Genomic DNA, 17,564 nt, shown 5'->3' with positions numbered 1-17,564 from the left:
TACAAACTTTGAGGAGGGCACTAATGGCTAAATACCAAATTTACATGATTCGCCATGGTAAAACTTGGTTTAATAAATACAATAAAATGCAAGGTTGGTCTGATACTCCCCTTGCACCTGAAGGATTAGAGGTTGCTAAAAAAGCTGCTAAAGCTTTGAAAGATGTTGACTTCAACGCTGCTTTTTCATCAGATGCACGTCGAGCAATTGACACTTGTAAGTTGATTGTTGACGATAACAAGAATCGTGAACAGCTTAATCCCACTAAATTGATGGAATTCAGAGAACAATTCTACGGCTACTTCGAAGGCATGAACTCTTCTGAAGCTTGGTTCATCGTTGGTCAACCACATGGTGAAAGAACTTTTGGTGATATCCTTTCCAAATATGGACTTGATGCTACAAGAGATTTCATGAAAGACGCTGATCCATTCCATGACGCTGAAAACGCTGAAGAATATTGGACTAGAGTTGATCGTGGTTTTGAAAAAATTGATCAAGTTGCCAAAGATGGCGACAAAATTCTATTAGTTACACATGGAACAACTATTCGTTCTATTACAGAGCGTTATGGTCATGGCAAATTCGACTTAACACAAAGCCCTAAAAATTCCAGTTTAACAATGCTCGAACGTGATAATGGTGTTAATACCGTTACAAGTTACAGCCAAGTTTTGGGTGAATAATCAATTCAAATTACTATTTAACTCAAATAATTCAGAAATTTAAAACAACATCCATTTAGAATCGTAATACAATGTGCTTATTCTAAATGGATGTTGTTTTTTTATTGTAAAAAATCTCTATTTTAAGTTTTTGAAAGCATTACATGTTTTCTAATAAAATAATCTTTTTCTTCGAATAAAATATTTTTCCATGTTGTATTCCCTACACAACGGTTATAAGATGATATTTTCATTAAATTGATTTTAATTTTATACTACCAGTTTACAGACTATTAATATAAACTGTTACTTAAGTTCATGAATTGAAAGGAGAACCTAGTATGTCAGAATTATCATCCAAGGCTGTTGAATCTAACGCCTTTTACATAAATCCAGACCGTTCAGTCGCCGTGATTAATTACAATGAGGAATACATTCAAGACGTTTTTCAATTAATTAATAGTCGGGGATTTTATAATCTCGTTCATTTATATTTAGACGAAAGTCAATTAGCTGTTACCAATAGGGTCGAAGGCTTAGATGCCAACAACTACATCAATATTTTGAAAGCCATTTTGATCGACGATAAAGATAACTATGAAAAATATGGTAATGAGCAAATTCTGAAAAGTATCGAAGATTTTTATTCATACTATCGTTCCTATTTCAGAGTCTCTTTAATCAATAAACACGATAGTGCTATTGCTAAAGGTGACTTTATGAATATCGATAATCATTTTAACGAAATCGTTATTCACCTTTACCGTGCAATTGAAGAAAAGCTTCAAGGCTTTACTAACCGCACTTATCGTCAAGTAAATGCCGGAACCAACGCTTGTGTTCTTACACAAACGATCAAATGGGATACTCCTCAAAAGTATCAGTCACTAGAAAGTATTAGATTCCTAGATACTTTAATGCTTCGTCCTCCAATGATGATGCATACTAAAAGTAACAAACGTGAAGGTACTTTCAGTGAAGTATTTGATAATCCTATTGAAAAATTCGATGGCACTCAGAAAGATTGGTACTGCTTCCCTGCCAAAATTGGTGAGAGTCTAACCTTCATTTATTTCCATCGCGATTATTTCGTTAGTGGCATTGCTTTAGCTAACTTATTCGAAGTCGCTGATAGAGAAAGCATTGCTGGTAAAAAACCAGATGAAATTCTTTTATTCGGTTTAAACAAAACTGAGGGTAATGTCAGTCATTATTATCATGATAAGGCTAACAATATTTGGGTCGGTGAAGTTCCTTATAACGATAAAACGACTTATTTCGGTTACATGAAGAAAATGTGTTTAACTCTCCATAATCTCCATATGATTTACGAGAATCGTCTACCAATTCACGGTTCAATGGTCAAAATCAGTTTCTCAAATGGTAAAACTAAATCAGTCGTCTTCTTTGGAGATTCCGGTGCTGGCAAATCTGAATCAATCGAAGCTCTACAAGAAGTAGCCGACGATAAAATTATCAATATCGAAACAATTTTTGACGATATGGGAAGTTTTGCCTTTGATGAAAAAGGTAATGTTTACGCTCAAGGTACCGAAACAGGTGCCTTCGTCCGCCTTGATGATTTAAGCAGTTCCGTGGCCTTCAACAATATGGATCGAGGTATCTACTTGAATCCAGAGTTAAAGAATGCCCGTGTTATCTTACCCGCTAATACCTACAAACATATAGTTGAACATCATTCCATCGACATGTGGGTTTACGCTAATAATTACGATGCTGAAATTGGCTTACATCAATTCCCTGATGAAGAAAAAGCTAAAGCCACCTTCATTTCTGGAAAACGTAAAGCTTTAGGAACAACTGACGAAATCGGCATGAGTACTACTTTCTTCGCTAATCCATTTGGACCAGTACAAGAAGAAGAACGTACGCGTCCAATTATCGATAAAGTCTTTAACAAACTCTATCAAAATAAAGTTTATGTTGGAGAAATTTACACTCATTTGGGCTATGACAAATCCAAAGACAGCCTTCACGAATCAGCTAAAGAATTACTAAACGAACTAATGAACAACTAAATAAAGAGCATCAGTAATCATAGATTACTGGTGCTCTTTTGGTTTTTCATCGTTAAATTTTCTGTTAATTTCTTTAGTCAATTGTTGTAAGGATTCCGTTAAATAATCACCATTAACGGTCTTCTTTCGTAATGTTGGATTATTTAAACGATACTCTTTAGCATTGGGCCCCTTTACCCAAAAATTATACTGTGGTGTATTGATGGCAAAAGAATTCTTACTAGTAAAACCACTTCGTTTTAGATCGTTATTCAATTCAATCGGTTCATCTAAATTGTTGGGAATCAGACCAGTAATAATTTTAGATCCAATTACCGGCAACGGAAATTCATCATTTTTAACAAGCATATTGTGACCATACGCTTTATGTTTACTCTCACTATGCCAATCGTCGAAGGAGACCAACCCACCATCTAAGGCTAAATAAATCGTCTTATTTTTCAAAGATTCATCACCACTAATAACTTCATCGATATGAACTGACGCCTTAGTGTAAGCCATACTTTCTGGGCTTCGCATCTTCTCTAAATTATAAATAGTCCCTTTGATGACAGCCTTATTGTAATTTTTTAGATTATCCAAAGAAATTCCAACAGGAACTTTCTCCCTACTATTACCCTCGCTGTGAACAATATCGGCTTTAGCAGTTTGCCTTTTCCATTTACGCTGGTTTTCTCTTATCATAATGTAACTATCTTTAGACTCATGATATAAAGAATTTTTAATTGTATTAACACTGTACGCAGAAAGCGGTAATACGAATACTAACAAGGTCAAAATCATTAGTGTTTTTCTCATCGCAATTTCTCCTCGCACCAATTATCGCACGGAAGAAAGCGTTATTGTACCGCTTTTTGTTTATATAAAATACAGAATTATTTGTTAGAAATTCATAAGGAAAAAGTTTTATTTGTTATATTTTTCATTGAGTTGATCGGTCAATTTTTGGAATTGAGCCGCACAATATTCTTCCGAAATTTCTTGCTGATTTTCATATAAACTATTAGCCAAGACAAATTCTTTTAAACTCGGATTTTTGATCCAATAATTGAACTATTACACGCAGACAATGGAAAACTAATGTTACGAAAGCCAAAAACAAAAGTACTTTTTTCATTATCTCATGGACTGCAGCAAAAAAGCCAAGGCAATCTGCCCTGACTTTTATAATTCAATTATTTGATAGGAAAAACCAATACTCTTCAGAAATTTAAACAAATCTTCTGGTTTTAACAACATTGTTTTCGTATTGTCATTCGGATGAAATGTCAGTGGCAATCTACCCACGACTGATTTTTCAAAATAAATTTGTACATCTTTAGTTTCATTATTCAACAGACTAAAAATAGAAACGGAACCCGATTCAATTCCTAGTTTCTCTAACAAAGACTGATCTGATGCAAACTTGAGATGCTTTTTGCCTACTGTCTGTGCAAATTTTTTCATATCCAAACGTTGATCATCCTTCACAAAAACTAGGTAATAAGTCGTCTTTTTCTTATCAGTTAAAAATAATGACTTAGTTTTCATGCAAGGAATATCAGCAACATACCTATCAGCCTCTTCAGCCGTAAATACTGCTGGATGTTCAATCAATTGGAAGTGAATATGCAAACAGTCCAATTGTGCTTTAATTTGCGAATAATCATTCATTTACTTTACCCTTTAAAACAGTGATAGAACAAACACAATTGCTGCCAAAACTGTTATCTTAATTTTATCAGACTGTGGTACTTCCAGAGTTTTCCAGTTGAGAAGTGCTAAACCACCCAAACTGATAAATCCAACAATACCGTTGACCCAGATATTACTTTTACCAGCAATAAGATAAACTATCGCTGACAACAATCCACCTAGAGCCAAGCATAGCGACATATTAACTAATAAAGCGGGCTTATAATTGCTATTATTCTTTAGCAATAGGACAAACAATCCATAGATAATTGCAAAGATTACCAATGCTCCTACAGCAAAGAGAACCAATTTCAAATATTTACCCATTGTTGGCATTTGGCTCAAGTTAGAGTCAGTCACCAACATACTAGCAACGGTCATAAAAAAGTATATCAGGAATATCCCGAAACGCGATACCTTATCTAATTCATATAATCTTTTCATATTTTCCCCTATTCTTCTTTCAAGAGTCCTACTAATTCTGATTTGGCAGCTTTATTTGATGGAATAAATCCGAAAATCAATCCAACTGCAGTCGAAACTGACAAGGAAAGAATCAATGCATACGCCGTTATAACGGCCTTGAATGGTAAGAAGGCATTAATAATCGCTACTAATAAGTATCCGAAAATAATCCCGATAACTCCCCCAATTACACATAAAACAACACTTTCAATCAAAAATTGATTTCTTATATCATTCGAAGTAGCACCGAAAGCTCGACGAATTCCGATTTCTTTACGGCGTTCTGATACCGTTATGTACATCACATTCATAACCCCAATACCAGCGATTAACAATGATATCCCAGCAATAAAGGCGATGAAATAAGTAATATCATTTAAGATTTTCGTAAATTGTTTACTTACTTGATCTGGATTAGAAACTTCATAAGTACCGATATTCTTTTGTTCACCCATCTTCTTCATCTGTTTAACTGCTCTTTTACCAATCCACTTTTTATTAGCTTTAGGTCCAACTGATAAACGAGCTTCATCTTTAGAAATTTGATTAGCAAAAAGTTGTTTAAAGACCGTCTTAGAAACATAAGCATCTGGGCGATAATTTATATCACTGATATGATAAATCCCTTGAACAACAAAAACCGTACCATCAATTGAAATCAAACGATTTAGCACATTCTTTTTAAACAGTTTATGAGCTAAATCTTCTGAAATATAAACTCCATTTGAGGCTCCACTCATTTGAAAATAATTACCCTTAACTAATTTCAAATGCTTTGGTTGCTTGTTCAAACTCATTGTTACGTTCTTAGTTTTATATTGAGCTTTGGCACCAGCTTCAACTACACTACTAGTCAGCTTAACGTGCTCAACCCCAGGAATCTTTTCCAAAACGGCTTCATCATTATTAGTGAATCCCCCGTCAGTATTATCTTCGGTAGTTGGTTGATACATAATAACGACTTTGTTACGAGTATTGTGATTACCCATCCCTTTAGTCACAGTATGCGCAAAACCATCTCCAATTGCCAAAATACAAATAACACTAGCAATTCCAATGATGATTCCTAACATGGTTAGAAAATTACGATTCTTATTCTTCCCAATAGACTTAAAAGCGATCAAAATTTTATCTGTCATGATTTTTTCACGCTCTTTTCATCGTTATATAGACGACCATCACGGATATATACAGTTCTCATAGCATATTCAGCCACTTCACTATCGTGAGTTACCATGATAATCGTTGTGCCATCTTGATTAAGTTTAGTAAAGATATCCATGATTTCCTTACTAGTCTTTGAATCCAAGGCACCAGTTGGCTCATCCGCAATTACTAAATTAGGATGATTGACAATCGCTCTAGCAATCGCAACTCTTTGTTGTTGACCACCAGATAATTCAGAGGGACGATTCTTCTCTTTTCCCTTCAAACCAACTTTTTCAATCACATCTTCAACTAATTCACGCTTATTATTTTGTTCCTTCTTACTATAAATAAGCGGTATTTCAATATTTTCGTAAACATTATAAGTCGTCAACAATTTAAAATTCTGAAAAACGAATCCTAATTGGTCACCTCGAATACGTGACAGAAAGTTATCACTGACCGTTTTATAATTTTTATTTTTCAGCAAATATTCACCAGTATAACTTTGATCCAATAATCCTAAGATATTGATCAAAGTTGACTTACCTGATCCAGAAGGGCCCATGATAGCTAAGAATTCTCCATCGGCTACTTCCAGATTGATATTTTTTAGAGCAGTGAATTTGCCATAAGTTTTACCTATATTAGTAACTTTTAGCATTACTCCACCGTCCTATTTCAAAACTAATTTGTCGCCAGTTTTAATTCCATCCATTACATAGTAATAGTGGCCTTTTTTCGTCATAGTAAGAATACGTTTATGTTTCTTATCATTCTTCAAAAGATAAACCGTATCACCTGACCAAACAGCACTCTCTGGAATCTTGTAGCCATCTGATTCAGTCTTTAATTGAACGTGCATCCCATATGGTAATTTCTCTTCTGTTGAAACGCGGAAATGATAGTAGGAAACGTTATGTGTACTGTAAGGAATACTATCCTTCTGTTCATAATTTCCTGAAATCTTAGTTCCATCATTCTCAACTACTGTTACATTGTCGCCGACTTTAATTTTATCTAGACTATATTCGTTAACATTACCTTGAATAACTGGAGCACCGTAAATGAACTCACGTCCAGTATCATCCTTATAGTAAGTACCATCAATCGGTGCAGTCACTTGGCGATTTTGTGCTTGATTAAGCTTAGTCAATTTAGCCTGGGCCTCTGATAACATCTCTTGATTCTTACTCAATTCAATCTGATCATCCGTTTTTTTATCTGACGAATTGTACTCTTGAATGGCTAATTGTGCTTGATGGATCTCAGCATTAACACTACTGATATCACTACTCATATCTTTGTAAAAGCTAAATAGTACCTGACCTTTAGTTACGTGCTGACCGTTCGTAACACGCGTTGCAACTAAAGTTTCGTCTTCTGACTTAGGTTCGTCGCTAACTACCTTTTTGTCCGTTTCTTGGACAATACCATTGAAATAATTAGTATTATCACGCTGAACAGTATAAGTACTGTAATCATTTTTATTGTCATTATTCTTGAAGCCGTTTCCCAAAACTAGAAAAAGAATAATTGCAATTAAAACAACGTTGATTCCCCAAATAGCTATTTTAATTTTCTTCATAATAATCTCCCTAAATTTGCTTGTCTTTCTAAGCTTAACAGTCTTAAGCTTACGATTAATTGGCATTCTGTCAAATCAAAGAACAAAAAAATAGAGCATTTCTGCTCTATTTTTTTATATTAATTAAGCTGTAACTACTTTGTCACTGCTCGCCTTATCAGTCTCTGGAAGTTTTCTTAATCCAATTCCTGTGAATCCACTAATAATAGAAAGAACCGGTGAAAGTAGACTGAAGAAACAGAATGGTAAGAATGATAATGTTGGTACGCCTAAAGTATTGGCAGCAAAGGCTCCGGCAACACCCCATGGTATCAAGTAGTTAATTACAGTACCACCATCTTCTAGTACACGGCTTAAAGCTAAATTATCTAAGCCTCGTTTATTAAAGGTTGTTTTGAAAGCTTTACCAGGCAAAATAACTGATAAGTATTGTTCACCAACGAAAATATTAACGCCAATTCCGGAAAGGATTGTTGCTGTTACGACTGATCCTGGTGTCTTAAGACGTTGGGCTAATGGTTCCATGGCTGTTTGAATAACGTCAAACTTCATTAATAGTCCACCTAAGGACAATGTTAAGAAAATCAATGAGACTGTACCCATCATGGAAGTAATTCCTCCACGAGTTAATAGAGCATCAACGCTGGTGTTTCCTGTCTTAGATACGAAACCATTTTCGATAAAACCGGCAATGTCTTTAACTGGTGTATTTGGTTTTTCAATGAAAATCATTCCTACCGTTACGGTAACATTCAAAATTAAAGTAGCAATAGCTGGAATTTTCATAATCGCACAGATGAATAACAATGCAATTGGTAGAATAGCCCACCATGAAATCACGAAATTACTATTTAAAACATTTAGAGTTGTATTGATTTTACCCATACCGGCTTTAGTACCGCTGTTACCAATCACAGCGTACAGTATCAAAGAAATAATGAATGCAGGAATCGTGGTCCACATTAAATTCTTAATGTGAGCGAATAAATCATCTTCGGCAATGGCGGCGGCCAAATTAGTTGAATCTGAAAGTGGTGAAGTCTTATCACCAAAGATTGCTCCAGAAATGATGGCTCCGGCTACCAAAGCTGGATTCATACCTAAAGTTTGTCCCATACCGAAAAGTGCGATTCCAATTGTTGAAATAATTGTAAAGGCACTACCAATCGAAGTACCAATTAATGCACAAACTAGAAATACCGATGGAATAAACCAACGAACAGAAATCATATGGAAACCAGCTACCATCATTGATGGAATAATTCCAGCTGCAATCCATGTACCAATCAATGCACCAATCAGAATAAAGATAAAGATTGGTATGATACCATTTTTAACTCCGCTGACAATCCCATCAGAAATATCATCCCAACTACTGCCACGAAGCTTGGCCCATAAAACTAACAATCCAATTACTACTAGGACAGGTGTCTGTGGTGAAAGGCCAAATTTGATAACCCCTACCCCTAAAATAATTAACATTACTGCCAACATGATGATGGCTTCTTTAAAATTTATACTCTTTTTACTCATAATTAATTCCTCCAAATTTTTGTTCTGATTTTCTTGAAGAATTAATATCGAGGATTGCCCCCGCATGTATTTATCATCATTTTACTTACCCCTTGGTATAAAAAAAGTCCCTGCTGCAACAATGCAACAGGGACGATTTACCGTGGTACCACCCAGCTTGAGAAGTATTCAAAAAACACCTCTCCACTCTTGAGAATAACGGATCTCTTTTTCCGCTTGGAAAACCAAGTCATGTCTGGTATTTCATAAATGCATCCTGACCGGTTCGCATCAACCACCGGCTTTCTTACGCCCAGATACATCACTACTTGATTCAGACACTTATATTTGTTTATTTGATTGACACTCACTATAAACGGCTTTTTTTATTCTGTCAACTGATAAATTATTTTAAGCCATTTTATGATCAATATATTTTGATAATAGGGACAGGGCATAACAGACTACGAAGTACATCAGAGCCATCATGACAAAGACAGGGATAATGTAATTTGGATTTTGTCCGTAAACTACTTGCCCATGTTGCATCAATTCTGGCACCACAATGATAGTTGCCAAAGAAGTATCCTTGATCAAAGAGATAAACTGACTAACCATTGCTGGAATCATTTTCTTATAAGCCTGTGGTAAAACAACATGCCACATTGCTTGAATATAAGTCATTCCCATTGATCGAGATGCTTCCATCTGACCGATATCAACTGCCATAATTCCCGATCTGATAATTTCAGCGATCATCATCGATTCAAAGACTGTCATTGCTAAAATAGCAGCTGGAATCGTATCTGGTTTGAATCCGAAAGCTGGTAAACCAAAGTAAACGAAGAAGATGATCAATAGCAATGGCAAATTACGAATTACATCTATAATCACTCCAACAATTTTGGAAACATAACGAATTTTGGAATAACGGATAATTCCTAAGACTGAACCGATAATAAAACTGAGTAACACCGATATAACGGAGATCAAAATCGTGATTTCCAAACCTTGGAGAAGAAATCTGATGTTGACCCATGAATAAGCATTCATCCAATTTTGCATAATATTCTCCTCCTAAGCTAGTTTTCTTTCGAGATATTGCATGTAGTAACTAATTGGTAAAGTGATAATCAAGTAGAATAAACCAACAATCAAATAAGTATTAACTGTATCGAATGTCTGCGATGCAATCGCATTTCCTTGATACATCAAATCAAATCCGGCCACGAAAGCTAAAACTGAAGAGTTCTTAACCAAGTTAACAAATTGATTACCCAACGGTGGAATAACTAATTTAAAAGCCTGTGGTAAAACGATATAACGCATAGCTTGCCAGAAAGTCATTCCTTGTGAACGGGCGGCTTCCATCTGACCGATATCAACTGAATTGATACCAGCTCTAACTGTTTCGGCAATGAAGGCGGATGTATAAATTGTCAGTCCAATTGTCCCTGCTGTAAAACCATTAATTTTGACTACGTAAAGCGGGATAACTAGGTAGAAAAACATTGTGATAACTAACAATGGAATATTACGGAAGATCTCCACATAAATTTTTCCTATAATTCTGAAAAATTTATTGGGAAGCACCTCAAGGATGGCTACTAAGGAACCAATAATTAAACTGAAGAACAATGCCAAAACACTGGATAAAACAGTCCAACCAAATCCAGTAATAAAGGAGTTCCAATTATGAGTTAAAAGATTAATCATGACGTAGCACCTCCTTGTAATTGAATCCAGGTACATTACCAAACCATTTCATGATCAGTTTGTTGTAAGTACCATCTTTTTCTACTTCACTCAAGGCTTTATTGATTGCCTCTCTAAAATCCTTTTGACCTTTATTGACACCAATACCGTATGGTTCTGTAGTAAAAGCCTTACCTCTTAGAACATAACCAGGATTATTCACAGCCATACCAGCTAAGATAACGTTATCGGTTGTCAAAGCATCCCCCTGACCTGATTTCAAGGCGGTCAAAGCCTGAGCATAATCGGGTAACTGTAATACTCGAGCTTTAGGAGCGAATTTCTTAACATTTTCAACTGAATTAGAACCAACCACACCAATAATGGTCTTATCATTTAAATCTTCTACTTTTTTAATTGGTGAATTTTCTTTAACTAGAATTGACTGTCCCGCATCAAAATATGAATCAGAAAAATCAATTGTTTTTTGTCTTTCTGGCGTTATAGTCATTGTAGCGATGATGGCATCGATATTACCATTCTTCAACAGTGGAATTCTCGATTGAGAAGTAACTGTAACAAACTTTGCCTTAGCATCTTTACCTAACATTTTCTTAGTAATGGCTTTAGCTAAATCTATCTCAAATCCCTTTTCCTTGCCATCTTTTACATCAATTAAACCAATCAATCTTGTATCGGCTTTAACACCCCAAGTAATGGTTTTACTTTCTTTAGCATTAGTCAAAACGTTTTGATCTGACAATGGCTTAGAACCACAACCACTTAAAACCAACGCTAGGAGCAATGAGGTGAAAATTAGAGTTAAATATTTTAGACGTTTCATCATCAATTCCTCCTTAATGTTGAATGATTTTACTCAAGAACTGCTTAGCACGGTCATTAGTTGGTTGTTTGAAGAAAATATCTGTTGGATCATCTTCAAGAATCTGTCCATTATCCATAAAGATAACGCGGTTCGCAACTTCTTGGGCGAAGCCCATTTCGTGAGTAACGATTAATGATGTCATATCACTTTGGCTAGTAACATATTTGATAACACCTAATACATCATCAATCATTTCTGGATCTAGGGCACTTGTTGGTTCATCAAACAACATGCAACGAGGCTTCATAGCTAGTGATCTGGCAATTGCTACACGCTGTTTCTGACCACCAGAGATCTGTGATGGCATGTTGTGAGCTTTATCAGCTAATCCAACTTGATCTAATAAAGCCATAGCTGTTTTCTTATTCTCTTCTTCACTAAGCTTCAAAACCGTTCTTGGAGCGAGCATGACATTTTCTAGTACGTCTTTGTTAGCGTAAAGATTGAAATGTTGGAAAACCATCCCTACATCTTTTCTAATTCGATTAATATCAGTCTTCTTGTCGGAAATATCACGGCCATTGACGATCAATTGTCCTTCTTGAATTGTTTCTAGACCATTGACTGTACGAGCCAGTGTACTTTTACCTGATCCAGAGGGACCAACTAATACAACGGTTTCCCCCTTATCAATTTTTAAATTGATATCTTTCAATGCATGGAAATTTCCATAATATTTTTGCACATCGCGGAATTCAATCATTGACATAATTTAGTTCCCCTTTCCTTATTGTTAAATTTTCTTTTTGTTTATTAAGAAAATTTTAATGTGTATTTATGATTTTGGCAACTAATATTTCTTTTGTGAAATTATTATTGGACAATATGTCTCTTGAAATATAGCCTCAAAATGCTATTAGATTAATGTTATCATAACTATAATTTTAATAAAATGTTTTGAATATTTTTTTTTCGAACAAACCATTTTTGAGCTAAATTCGCAAAAAAATAGCAAAATCATCATCGTGATTTTGCTATTTTGAATTGTAGATTTGAGGATTTGTTGAGTGATCCCTACTCTACTTTATTAAGGTCGTTAGACGAATCTAACAATTGAAATTATTTATTGGGGGAAGTGCTTTCCGTTTCCGGAAAGCTGCGATCGATAGGTGAATACCCGTCGATCGCAGTTCCCCGGAAGGAACCGAAACTGTTATTTAAGAACGATCTTCTTATAAAGATATCTCGTTAAGAAATAGTAGCCTAAATATAAAACTAAGAAAATTGCGAATGGTATCTCAATATTTGTATAAGGTTTATACAAAAGCTTAACAAATAGCTGTAAGCCAATTAATACATGGATAATACCCAAGATAGCAGGAACTGAGAATAGCACACCAATTTCTTTATTGATTGTACTGCGTAAGACTTTTTGTCTCGTACCAATCTTGTAAAGCATGCTGTAACGTTTAACGTCTCCATTAGCTCCTGAAAGAATCTTGAACATCAAGCAACTAGCCAACATAGCCAAGAAAGCAATTCCTAGGAAGAAGCCCATGAATTCTAGTCCAGAGAAGAAACCATTAACTAGTGTATAAGCAGAGTACTTATCGCCACCAGCATTTTTAAGTTCTGGGAAACGTTTAATTTCATCTTTTGAAATTTGTTTGATCATTGGTAAATTATTCTTAAACGAAGTAGTTCTAATCAATACGGTTGTTGATTCTTGCCCTTTAACAGCAGCGTATTCAGTATCACTAACAAATTTAGCTTCCATAGTCCTATATTTAGGAAGACGTGTATTCATTAACTCATAAGCTGCGTTTGAATTCTTAGCTGGATCTGAAGACTTCTTTAATTTAAATACCATCGTATCAACATTCATATTGGCATAACCAATTGGTTGACTCTTAAATTGACTGTTGCGATAATAAACAGCTTTACCATCAGATTTAAAATTATAAGTATCTTTTTTCTGAATGCTCAATTGTTTGATATTCTTCTCTTGGGTAGCATTAGGGTTCGTCACTTGAACATCATAATAGTTTTGACCATTTACGACGTTATCAATTTGGTTGTTGAAACCTAAACCAACAGTAATAGCACCTAAAGCTAAAGCAAACATGATTGAAACCATTGAAAGAATCTTAGTGTAATCATTAATACGAAAACTTAACTGTGAAAGAGTAAAATTATTTAAACCCTTTTGTGAATACTTGGTGTTCCTCTTCAACATGACAATAATAGCTGTTACGAAAGCATTGATTGTGAAGTAAGTACCGGCAACAATTGTTACCAAGGCAATTGGAATGCCCAGATAGATAAAGCCAGGATTATGACCAGAAAAGTACATTGTGAAGTAACCAACCGCAAGCAAGATCAAACCAAGTAAAGCTTGGACTGCTTTCATAACGCCGTTACGTTTGATTTTAACTGGTTGACTGTCACGATTTAATAAAGTTAGAACTTTGGTACGACGTAGAGATACTGAATTTCTAATAGCGGAGAACATGAAAATTACGATAAAGAACAATAATGTCCAAAGTAAAGCTGGTAAATAGAAACTGCTAAAATGTTTAACTTTCATGTCTAGTAAGTTAATTAACCAACGACCCACAAAACCTGTAGCTAAAACGCCAATCGCTGAACCAATCAATGTTGAAATAGCACCGATAGCAAATGTTTCAACAAAAATCATACGCGAAATCTTACTACTCTTGGCACCAAGCATCATAAACATCCCGTACTCTTTTTGACGCATACTCAACAAGAAAGTATTGGCGTAATTAACATAAACGATCGTAATAATTGCTAGTAAAACAATCCCAAAGCCGAAGATAAAACTAGTAGCAGCGGCTGGAGAATTGGAACTTAGAAAGGCCTGATTAGTTGCTAGAGACATAAACATATAGAAGATAGCTGATGCAATCATCAAGCCCGAAAATAAAACGGTATAGTCGCGGAGACGATGCTTAATTCCGCTCAAAGCTAATTTGTTTAACATATTTTCCTCCCCTATTCTGCAAATGTTCCTAATGAATCTAGGATCTCTTGATAAAATTCAGCACGTGAATTTTCTTCCTTCTTTAATTCTTGACCAATTTCACCATCTTTGATGAATAAAATACGATCACAGAAACTAGCTGAAAATGGATCATGTGTTACTAAAAGAATCGATACATTATCTTCACGATTGATCTTAGTCAAAGTGTCTAACAAGGCACGCGCACTCTTAGAATCCAAAGCACCTGTAGGTTCGTCACCAAAGACAATTGATGGTTCATGAACCAAAGCACGAGCAGCCGCAACTCTTTGTTTTTGACCACCTGATAATTCAGTCGGATAATGATTTAAAATATCAGTTAAACCTAATTTTTCAGCAATACTTTGAACAGCTGGTTTAATTTTTTTAGCAGCTGTATTTTGTAATGCTAATGGTAAAGCAATATTTTCATAAGCTGTTAAATTTTCTAGCAAGTTAAAATCTTGGAAAATGAAACCAATCTTATTGGCACGGAAATCGGCCATTTGATTATTATTCAACTTAGTAATATCTTCACCAGCAATCTCAACTTGACCACTTGTTGGTGTATCCAATGTAGATAGGATATTTAAAAGTGTTGTTTTACCTGAACCTGAAGCGCCCATAATTCCTACGAATTCGCCAGGCTTAACTTCAAAATTAACATCGGACAAAGCTTTGAATTGTTTTTCTCCAGCTTTTCCATAAATCTTTTCAACGTTTTGTACATCGACAATTTTTTGCATTTGTTCTTCCCTCCATTTGATATATCTATCATAACTGCTCAAGCAATTTGGGTCGTGCGATTCTTCTTACATTTCCTTACATTTTTGTAAGTCGTTGTTAGACTAAGTGCTATAGTATCTTTTAGGATATTCTTTTATTTAGAGCTTTTTATTGACTTACCTAATGATTAAAGGTTAATTTTAGGTAAGTTTGATTCATAATTAATTTAATAATCGTTGGGGTGTAGTCTTATGATTGATGACATTTTAAAAAAGGTTGAACAGTATAATACAATTATTATTCTCAGACATCGCAATCCAGATCCAGATGCGATCGGCTCACAAACTGGCCTAGCTGCCATTCTTCATGAAGTCTTCCCTCAAAAAAAGATTTACGTCACAGGAATCGATTTACCAGTCCTGAATTGGATTGGTAAAATGAAAGATATTCCTGATTCTACTTTCAAAAATGCTTTAGTCATTACAGTCGATACTGCCAATGCGCGAAGGATTGACAATGATGGCGCCTATAAACAGGCCGCTGAAATCATTAAAATTGACCATCATCCCAATGTTGATCCCTTTGGTGATATGAATTGGGTCGATGATACCTTCTCTAGCTGTGCCGAAATGATTTTCTCTTTTACTGAAGAAATTTCTAATTTTGAACTCACCAAAGAAATTGCTGCCAAACTATATTCAGGAATTATCGGCGATACTGTTCGCTTCTTAAATGGTGAGACAAGCTATCGTACACTGATCACTTCTGCTAAATTGGCTAAAACAGGTATCAATATTTCCAAAATAAGTTTGCAAGAAGATCAGATGTCTCTTCAAGTGGCTAGGTTGGAAGCCTACATTCTAGATAACTTACAAATAACCGATTCTGGCTTTGGCTATATTGTGATTCGTAAGGATACTTTGGATCAATTTCATTTAGCTGATGGCGAACTTGATCATGCGGTTCCCCTAATTGGTCGAATTGATAAAGTTAAAACTTGGATTGTTGTCAGTGAAAAAGATTTGAATCGTTTCCGCGTCAATTTACGTTCTAAGTCAATTTCAATTAATGGTATGGCTGAAAAATATGGCGGTGGCGGGCACCCACTAGCTAGTGGTGTTTACGTTGGCAGTATCGAAAAGGTTAATAAGCTAATCAACGATATGGATAATTTTAATAAGAAAGAACTAAAAGTATAAATTAAAAGAACGACCTCCATTAGATATTCATTATTCCTGGAATATCTAATCGAAGTCGTTCTTATTTTTTATTCATTTATCCAAGCGGCTATATTCATAGTAGAAACTCCACTCTTGTACTATCAATATTGCAGTCCCTAAGATGCCAAAGGCATTAATATTGAAGACACTTTCTTCAATCAATTTATAACTCGTTAGAATCAATGAGATTCCAATTACTAAAACAATGAAACCGGCCGTGAATCGCTGACTAAAGAAACTAGCCGTTAAAGCATTCTTAGCTTCACGTTCATCATCATGTTTTAACCCTTGGGGAAAACCATCTCGAGCTATTTTAAAAATATTAGTGCTGCCACCTTTATCCAGTCGTTTTTGCTGGTAAATAAAAAGAACGATTATCAATATAAAGAAAACTGGTGATAGATCCTGCTTCAAAGTCACTTTGGATAATAGCCATAATAAAAAGAATATCGCTAAAAGTGTTACTAAAATGGCTCTCTTGAAAAAATATTTTCTAGTATTGGTCATCACGCTCATCTCCAAATCTGAATAATTCATCGACTCGAATACGTAAAATAGCAGCTAATTGAAAAGCTAAGCTCAAAGAGGGATCGTATTTGTCATTTTCAATAGCATTAATAGTTTGCCTAGTCACACCTGCTAGTTTACTTAACTCATCTTGTGATAATTTCAATTCTTTTCGTTTTTGTTTAATTATATTTTTCATTGTATTCTCCGTAAAAATGTCAAACTCTTTTTACATTTTTAGTATAATATGTTTTACATTTTAAACAATATACAAAACGAATTCATTTTTTAGACGATATAGTTTGCTTAAAAAAATTTCTGGATGCTTAATAGCGGTGAAAATGAAGAATTGTCTCAAGAGGGCGATCCTCATGCGTAATATTATCGAAGTTAGTCCAACTTTTATTCTGTTTATCATATTAATCTTTAGCTTTATTCAAAGATCCGATGGGAATTCTTGGATTGATCCTTTTGCCTTT

Annotated in this window: 18 protein-coding genes; 3 read left to right on the top strand and 15 right to left on the bottom strand. The window is 34.9% G+C overall.

Annotation, left to right across the window (positions count from 1 at the left end):
* Positions 1 to 23 precede the first annotated feature (23 nt).
* Positions 24 to 686, top strand: a complete 663-nt coding sequence (locus FC97_RS02925; protein ID WP_054642961.1) for a histidine phosphatase family protein — start codon at positions 24 to 26, stop codon at positions 684 to 686.
* Between the two features lie 320 nt (positions 687 to 1,006).
* On the top strand, positions 1,007 to 2,704 hold the full coding sequence (locus tag FC97_RS02920) for a phosphoenolpyruvate carboxykinase (ATP) (RefSeq protein WP_054642960.1): 1,698 nt from the start codon (positions 1,007 to 1,009) through the stop codon (positions 2,702 to 2,704).
* A 24-nt stretch (positions 2,705 to 2,728) separates the two neighbouring features.
* Here the strand turns inward: FC97_RS02920 and FC97_RS02915 are convergent, their stop codons facing one another.
* The 13 genes from FC97_RS02915 to FC97_RS02855 all read right to left on the bottom strand — a co-directional run bounded on the left by FC97_RS02915 (position 2,729) and on the right by FC97_RS02855 (position 15,378).
* Entirely contained in the window at positions 2,729 to 3,502 is a 774-nt protein-coding gene (locus FC97_RS02915; protein WP_054642959.1) for a hypothetical protein, read from the bottom strand.
* 366 nt (positions 3,503 to 3,868) lie between these two features.
* On the bottom strand, positions 3,869 to 4,357 hold the full coding sequence (locus FC97_RS02910) for a prolyl-tRNA synthetase associated domain-containing protein (RefSeq protein ID WP_054642958.1): 489 nt from the start codon (positions 4,355 to 4,357) through the stop codon (positions 3,869 to 3,871).
* A 12-nt stretch (positions 4,358 to 4,369) separates the two neighbouring features.
* On the bottom strand, positions 4,370 to 4,822 hold the full coding sequence (locus tag FC97_RS02905) for a hypothetical protein (protein WP_054642957.1): 453 nt from the start codon (positions 4,820 to 4,822) through the stop codon (positions 4,370 to 4,372).
* Positions 4,823 to 4,830: 8 nt separating this feature from the next.
* Positions 4,831 to 5,982 carry an ABC transporter permease gene (locus tag FC97_RS02900; protein WP_056967772.1) on the bottom strand — a complete coding sequence of 384 codons (1,152 nt, stop codon included), beginning with the start codon at positions 5,980 to 5,982 and terminating at the stop codon, positions 4,831 to 4,833.
* On the bottom strand, positions 5,979 to 6,653 hold the full coding sequence (locus tag FC97_RS02895; RefSeq protein WP_054642956.1) for an ABC transporter ATP-binding protein: 675 nt from the start codon (positions 6,651 to 6,653) through the stop codon (positions 5,979 to 5,981). Before FC97_RS02895 ends, FC97_RS02900 begins: the two co-directional genes overlap by 4 nt.
* A gap of 12 nt (positions 6,654 to 6,665) precedes the next feature.
* The gene (locus FC97_RS02890) at positions 6,666 to 7,577 is read right to left on the bottom strand and encodes an efflux RND transporter periplasmic adaptor subunit (RefSeq protein ID WP_054642955.1); all 912 of its coding nucleotides are present in this window, start codon (positions 7,575 to 7,577) and stop codon (positions 6,666 to 6,668) included.
* A gap of 123 nt (positions 7,578 to 7,700) precedes the next feature.
* On the bottom strand, positions 7,701 to 9,110 hold the full coding sequence (gene nhaC, locus FC97_RS02885; RefSeq protein ID WP_054642954.1) for a Na+/H+ antiporter NhaC: 1,410 nt from the start codon (positions 9,108 to 9,110) through the stop codon (positions 7,701 to 7,703).
* A 390-nt stretch (positions 9,111 to 9,500) separates the two neighbouring features.
* Positions 9,501 to 10,154 (bottom strand): amino acid ABC transporter permease, encoded by a 654-nt coding sequence (locus FC97_RS02880; RefSeq protein ID WP_054642953.1) that lies wholly within the window; start codon positions 10,152 to 10,154, stop codon positions 9,501 to 9,503.
* Between the two features lie 12 nt (positions 10,155 to 10,166).
* On the bottom strand, positions 10,167 to 10,805 hold the full coding sequence (locus tag FC97_RS02875; RefSeq protein WP_054642952.1) for an amino acid ABC transporter permease: 639 nt from the start codon (positions 10,803 to 10,805) through the stop codon (positions 10,167 to 10,169).
* Positions 10,798 to 11,628 carry a glutamate ABC transporter substrate-binding protein gene (locus FC97_RS02870; RefSeq protein ID WP_087882340.1) on the bottom strand — a complete coding sequence of 277 codons (831 nt, stop codon included), beginning with the start codon at positions 11,626 to 11,628 and terminating at the stop codon, positions 10,798 to 10,800. The genes FC97_RS02875 and FC97_RS02870 overlap by 8 nt, the downstream gene beginning before the upstream one ends.
* Positions 11,629 to 11,641: 13 nt before the next feature.
* Complete coding sequence (locus FC97_RS02865) at positions 11,642 to 12,379, bottom strand: amino acid ABC transporter ATP-binding protein (RefSeq protein WP_054642950.1); 738 nt, start codon at positions 12,377 to 12,379, stop codon at positions 11,642 to 11,644.
* Between the two features lie 444 nt (positions 12,380 to 12,823).
* Positions 12,824 to 14,614, bottom strand: coding sequence for an FtsX-like permease family protein (locus tag FC97_RS02860; protein WP_056967770.1), 1,791 nt, complete (start codon positions 14,612 to 14,614; stop codon positions 12,824 to 12,826).
* Between the two features lie 11 nt (positions 14,615 to 14,625).
* Positions 14,626 to 15,378, bottom strand: a complete 753-nt coding sequence (locus FC97_RS02855) for an ABC transporter ATP-binding protein (protein ID WP_025086267.1) — start codon at positions 15,376 to 15,378, stop codon at positions 14,626 to 14,628.
* A gap of 231 nt (positions 15,379 to 15,609) precedes the next feature.
* Between FC97_RS02855 and FC97_RS02850 the strand changes: the two genes are divergently transcribed.
* Positions 15,610 to 16,557 (top strand): DHH family phosphoesterase, encoded by a 948-nt coding sequence (locus FC97_RS02850; RefSeq protein ID WP_054642949.1) that lies wholly within the window; start codon positions 15,610 to 15,612, stop codon positions 16,555 to 16,557.
* Between the two features lie 72 nt (positions 16,558 to 16,629).
* On the opposite strand, the gene FC97_RS02845 is transcribed toward FC97_RS02850, so the two are convergent.
* Together FC97_RS02845 and FC97_RS02840 are read right to left on the bottom strand one after the other, a co-directional pair.
* Entirely contained in the window at positions 16,630 to 17,085 is a 456-nt protein-coding gene (locus FC97_RS02845; protein ID WP_054642948.1) for a hypothetical protein, read from the bottom strand.
* Positions 17,072 to 17,284 carry a helix-turn-helix transcriptional regulator gene (locus FC97_RS02840; protein WP_054642947.1) on the bottom strand — a complete coding sequence of 71 codons (213 nt, stop codon included), beginning with the start codon at positions 17,282 to 17,284 and terminating at the stop codon, positions 17,072 to 17,074. Before FC97_RS02840 ends, FC97_RS02845 begins: the two co-directional genes overlap by 14 nt.
* Positions 17,285 to 17,564 lie beyond the last annotated feature (280 nt).

Source organism: Companilactobacillus kimchii DSM 13961 = JCM 10707 (assembly GCF_001435445.1).
GTDB lineage: Bacteria > Bacillota > Bacilli > Lactobacillales > Lactobacillaceae > Companilactobacillus > Companilactobacillus kimchii.
This window is presented reverse-complemented; position numbering and strand designations above follow the sequence as displayed.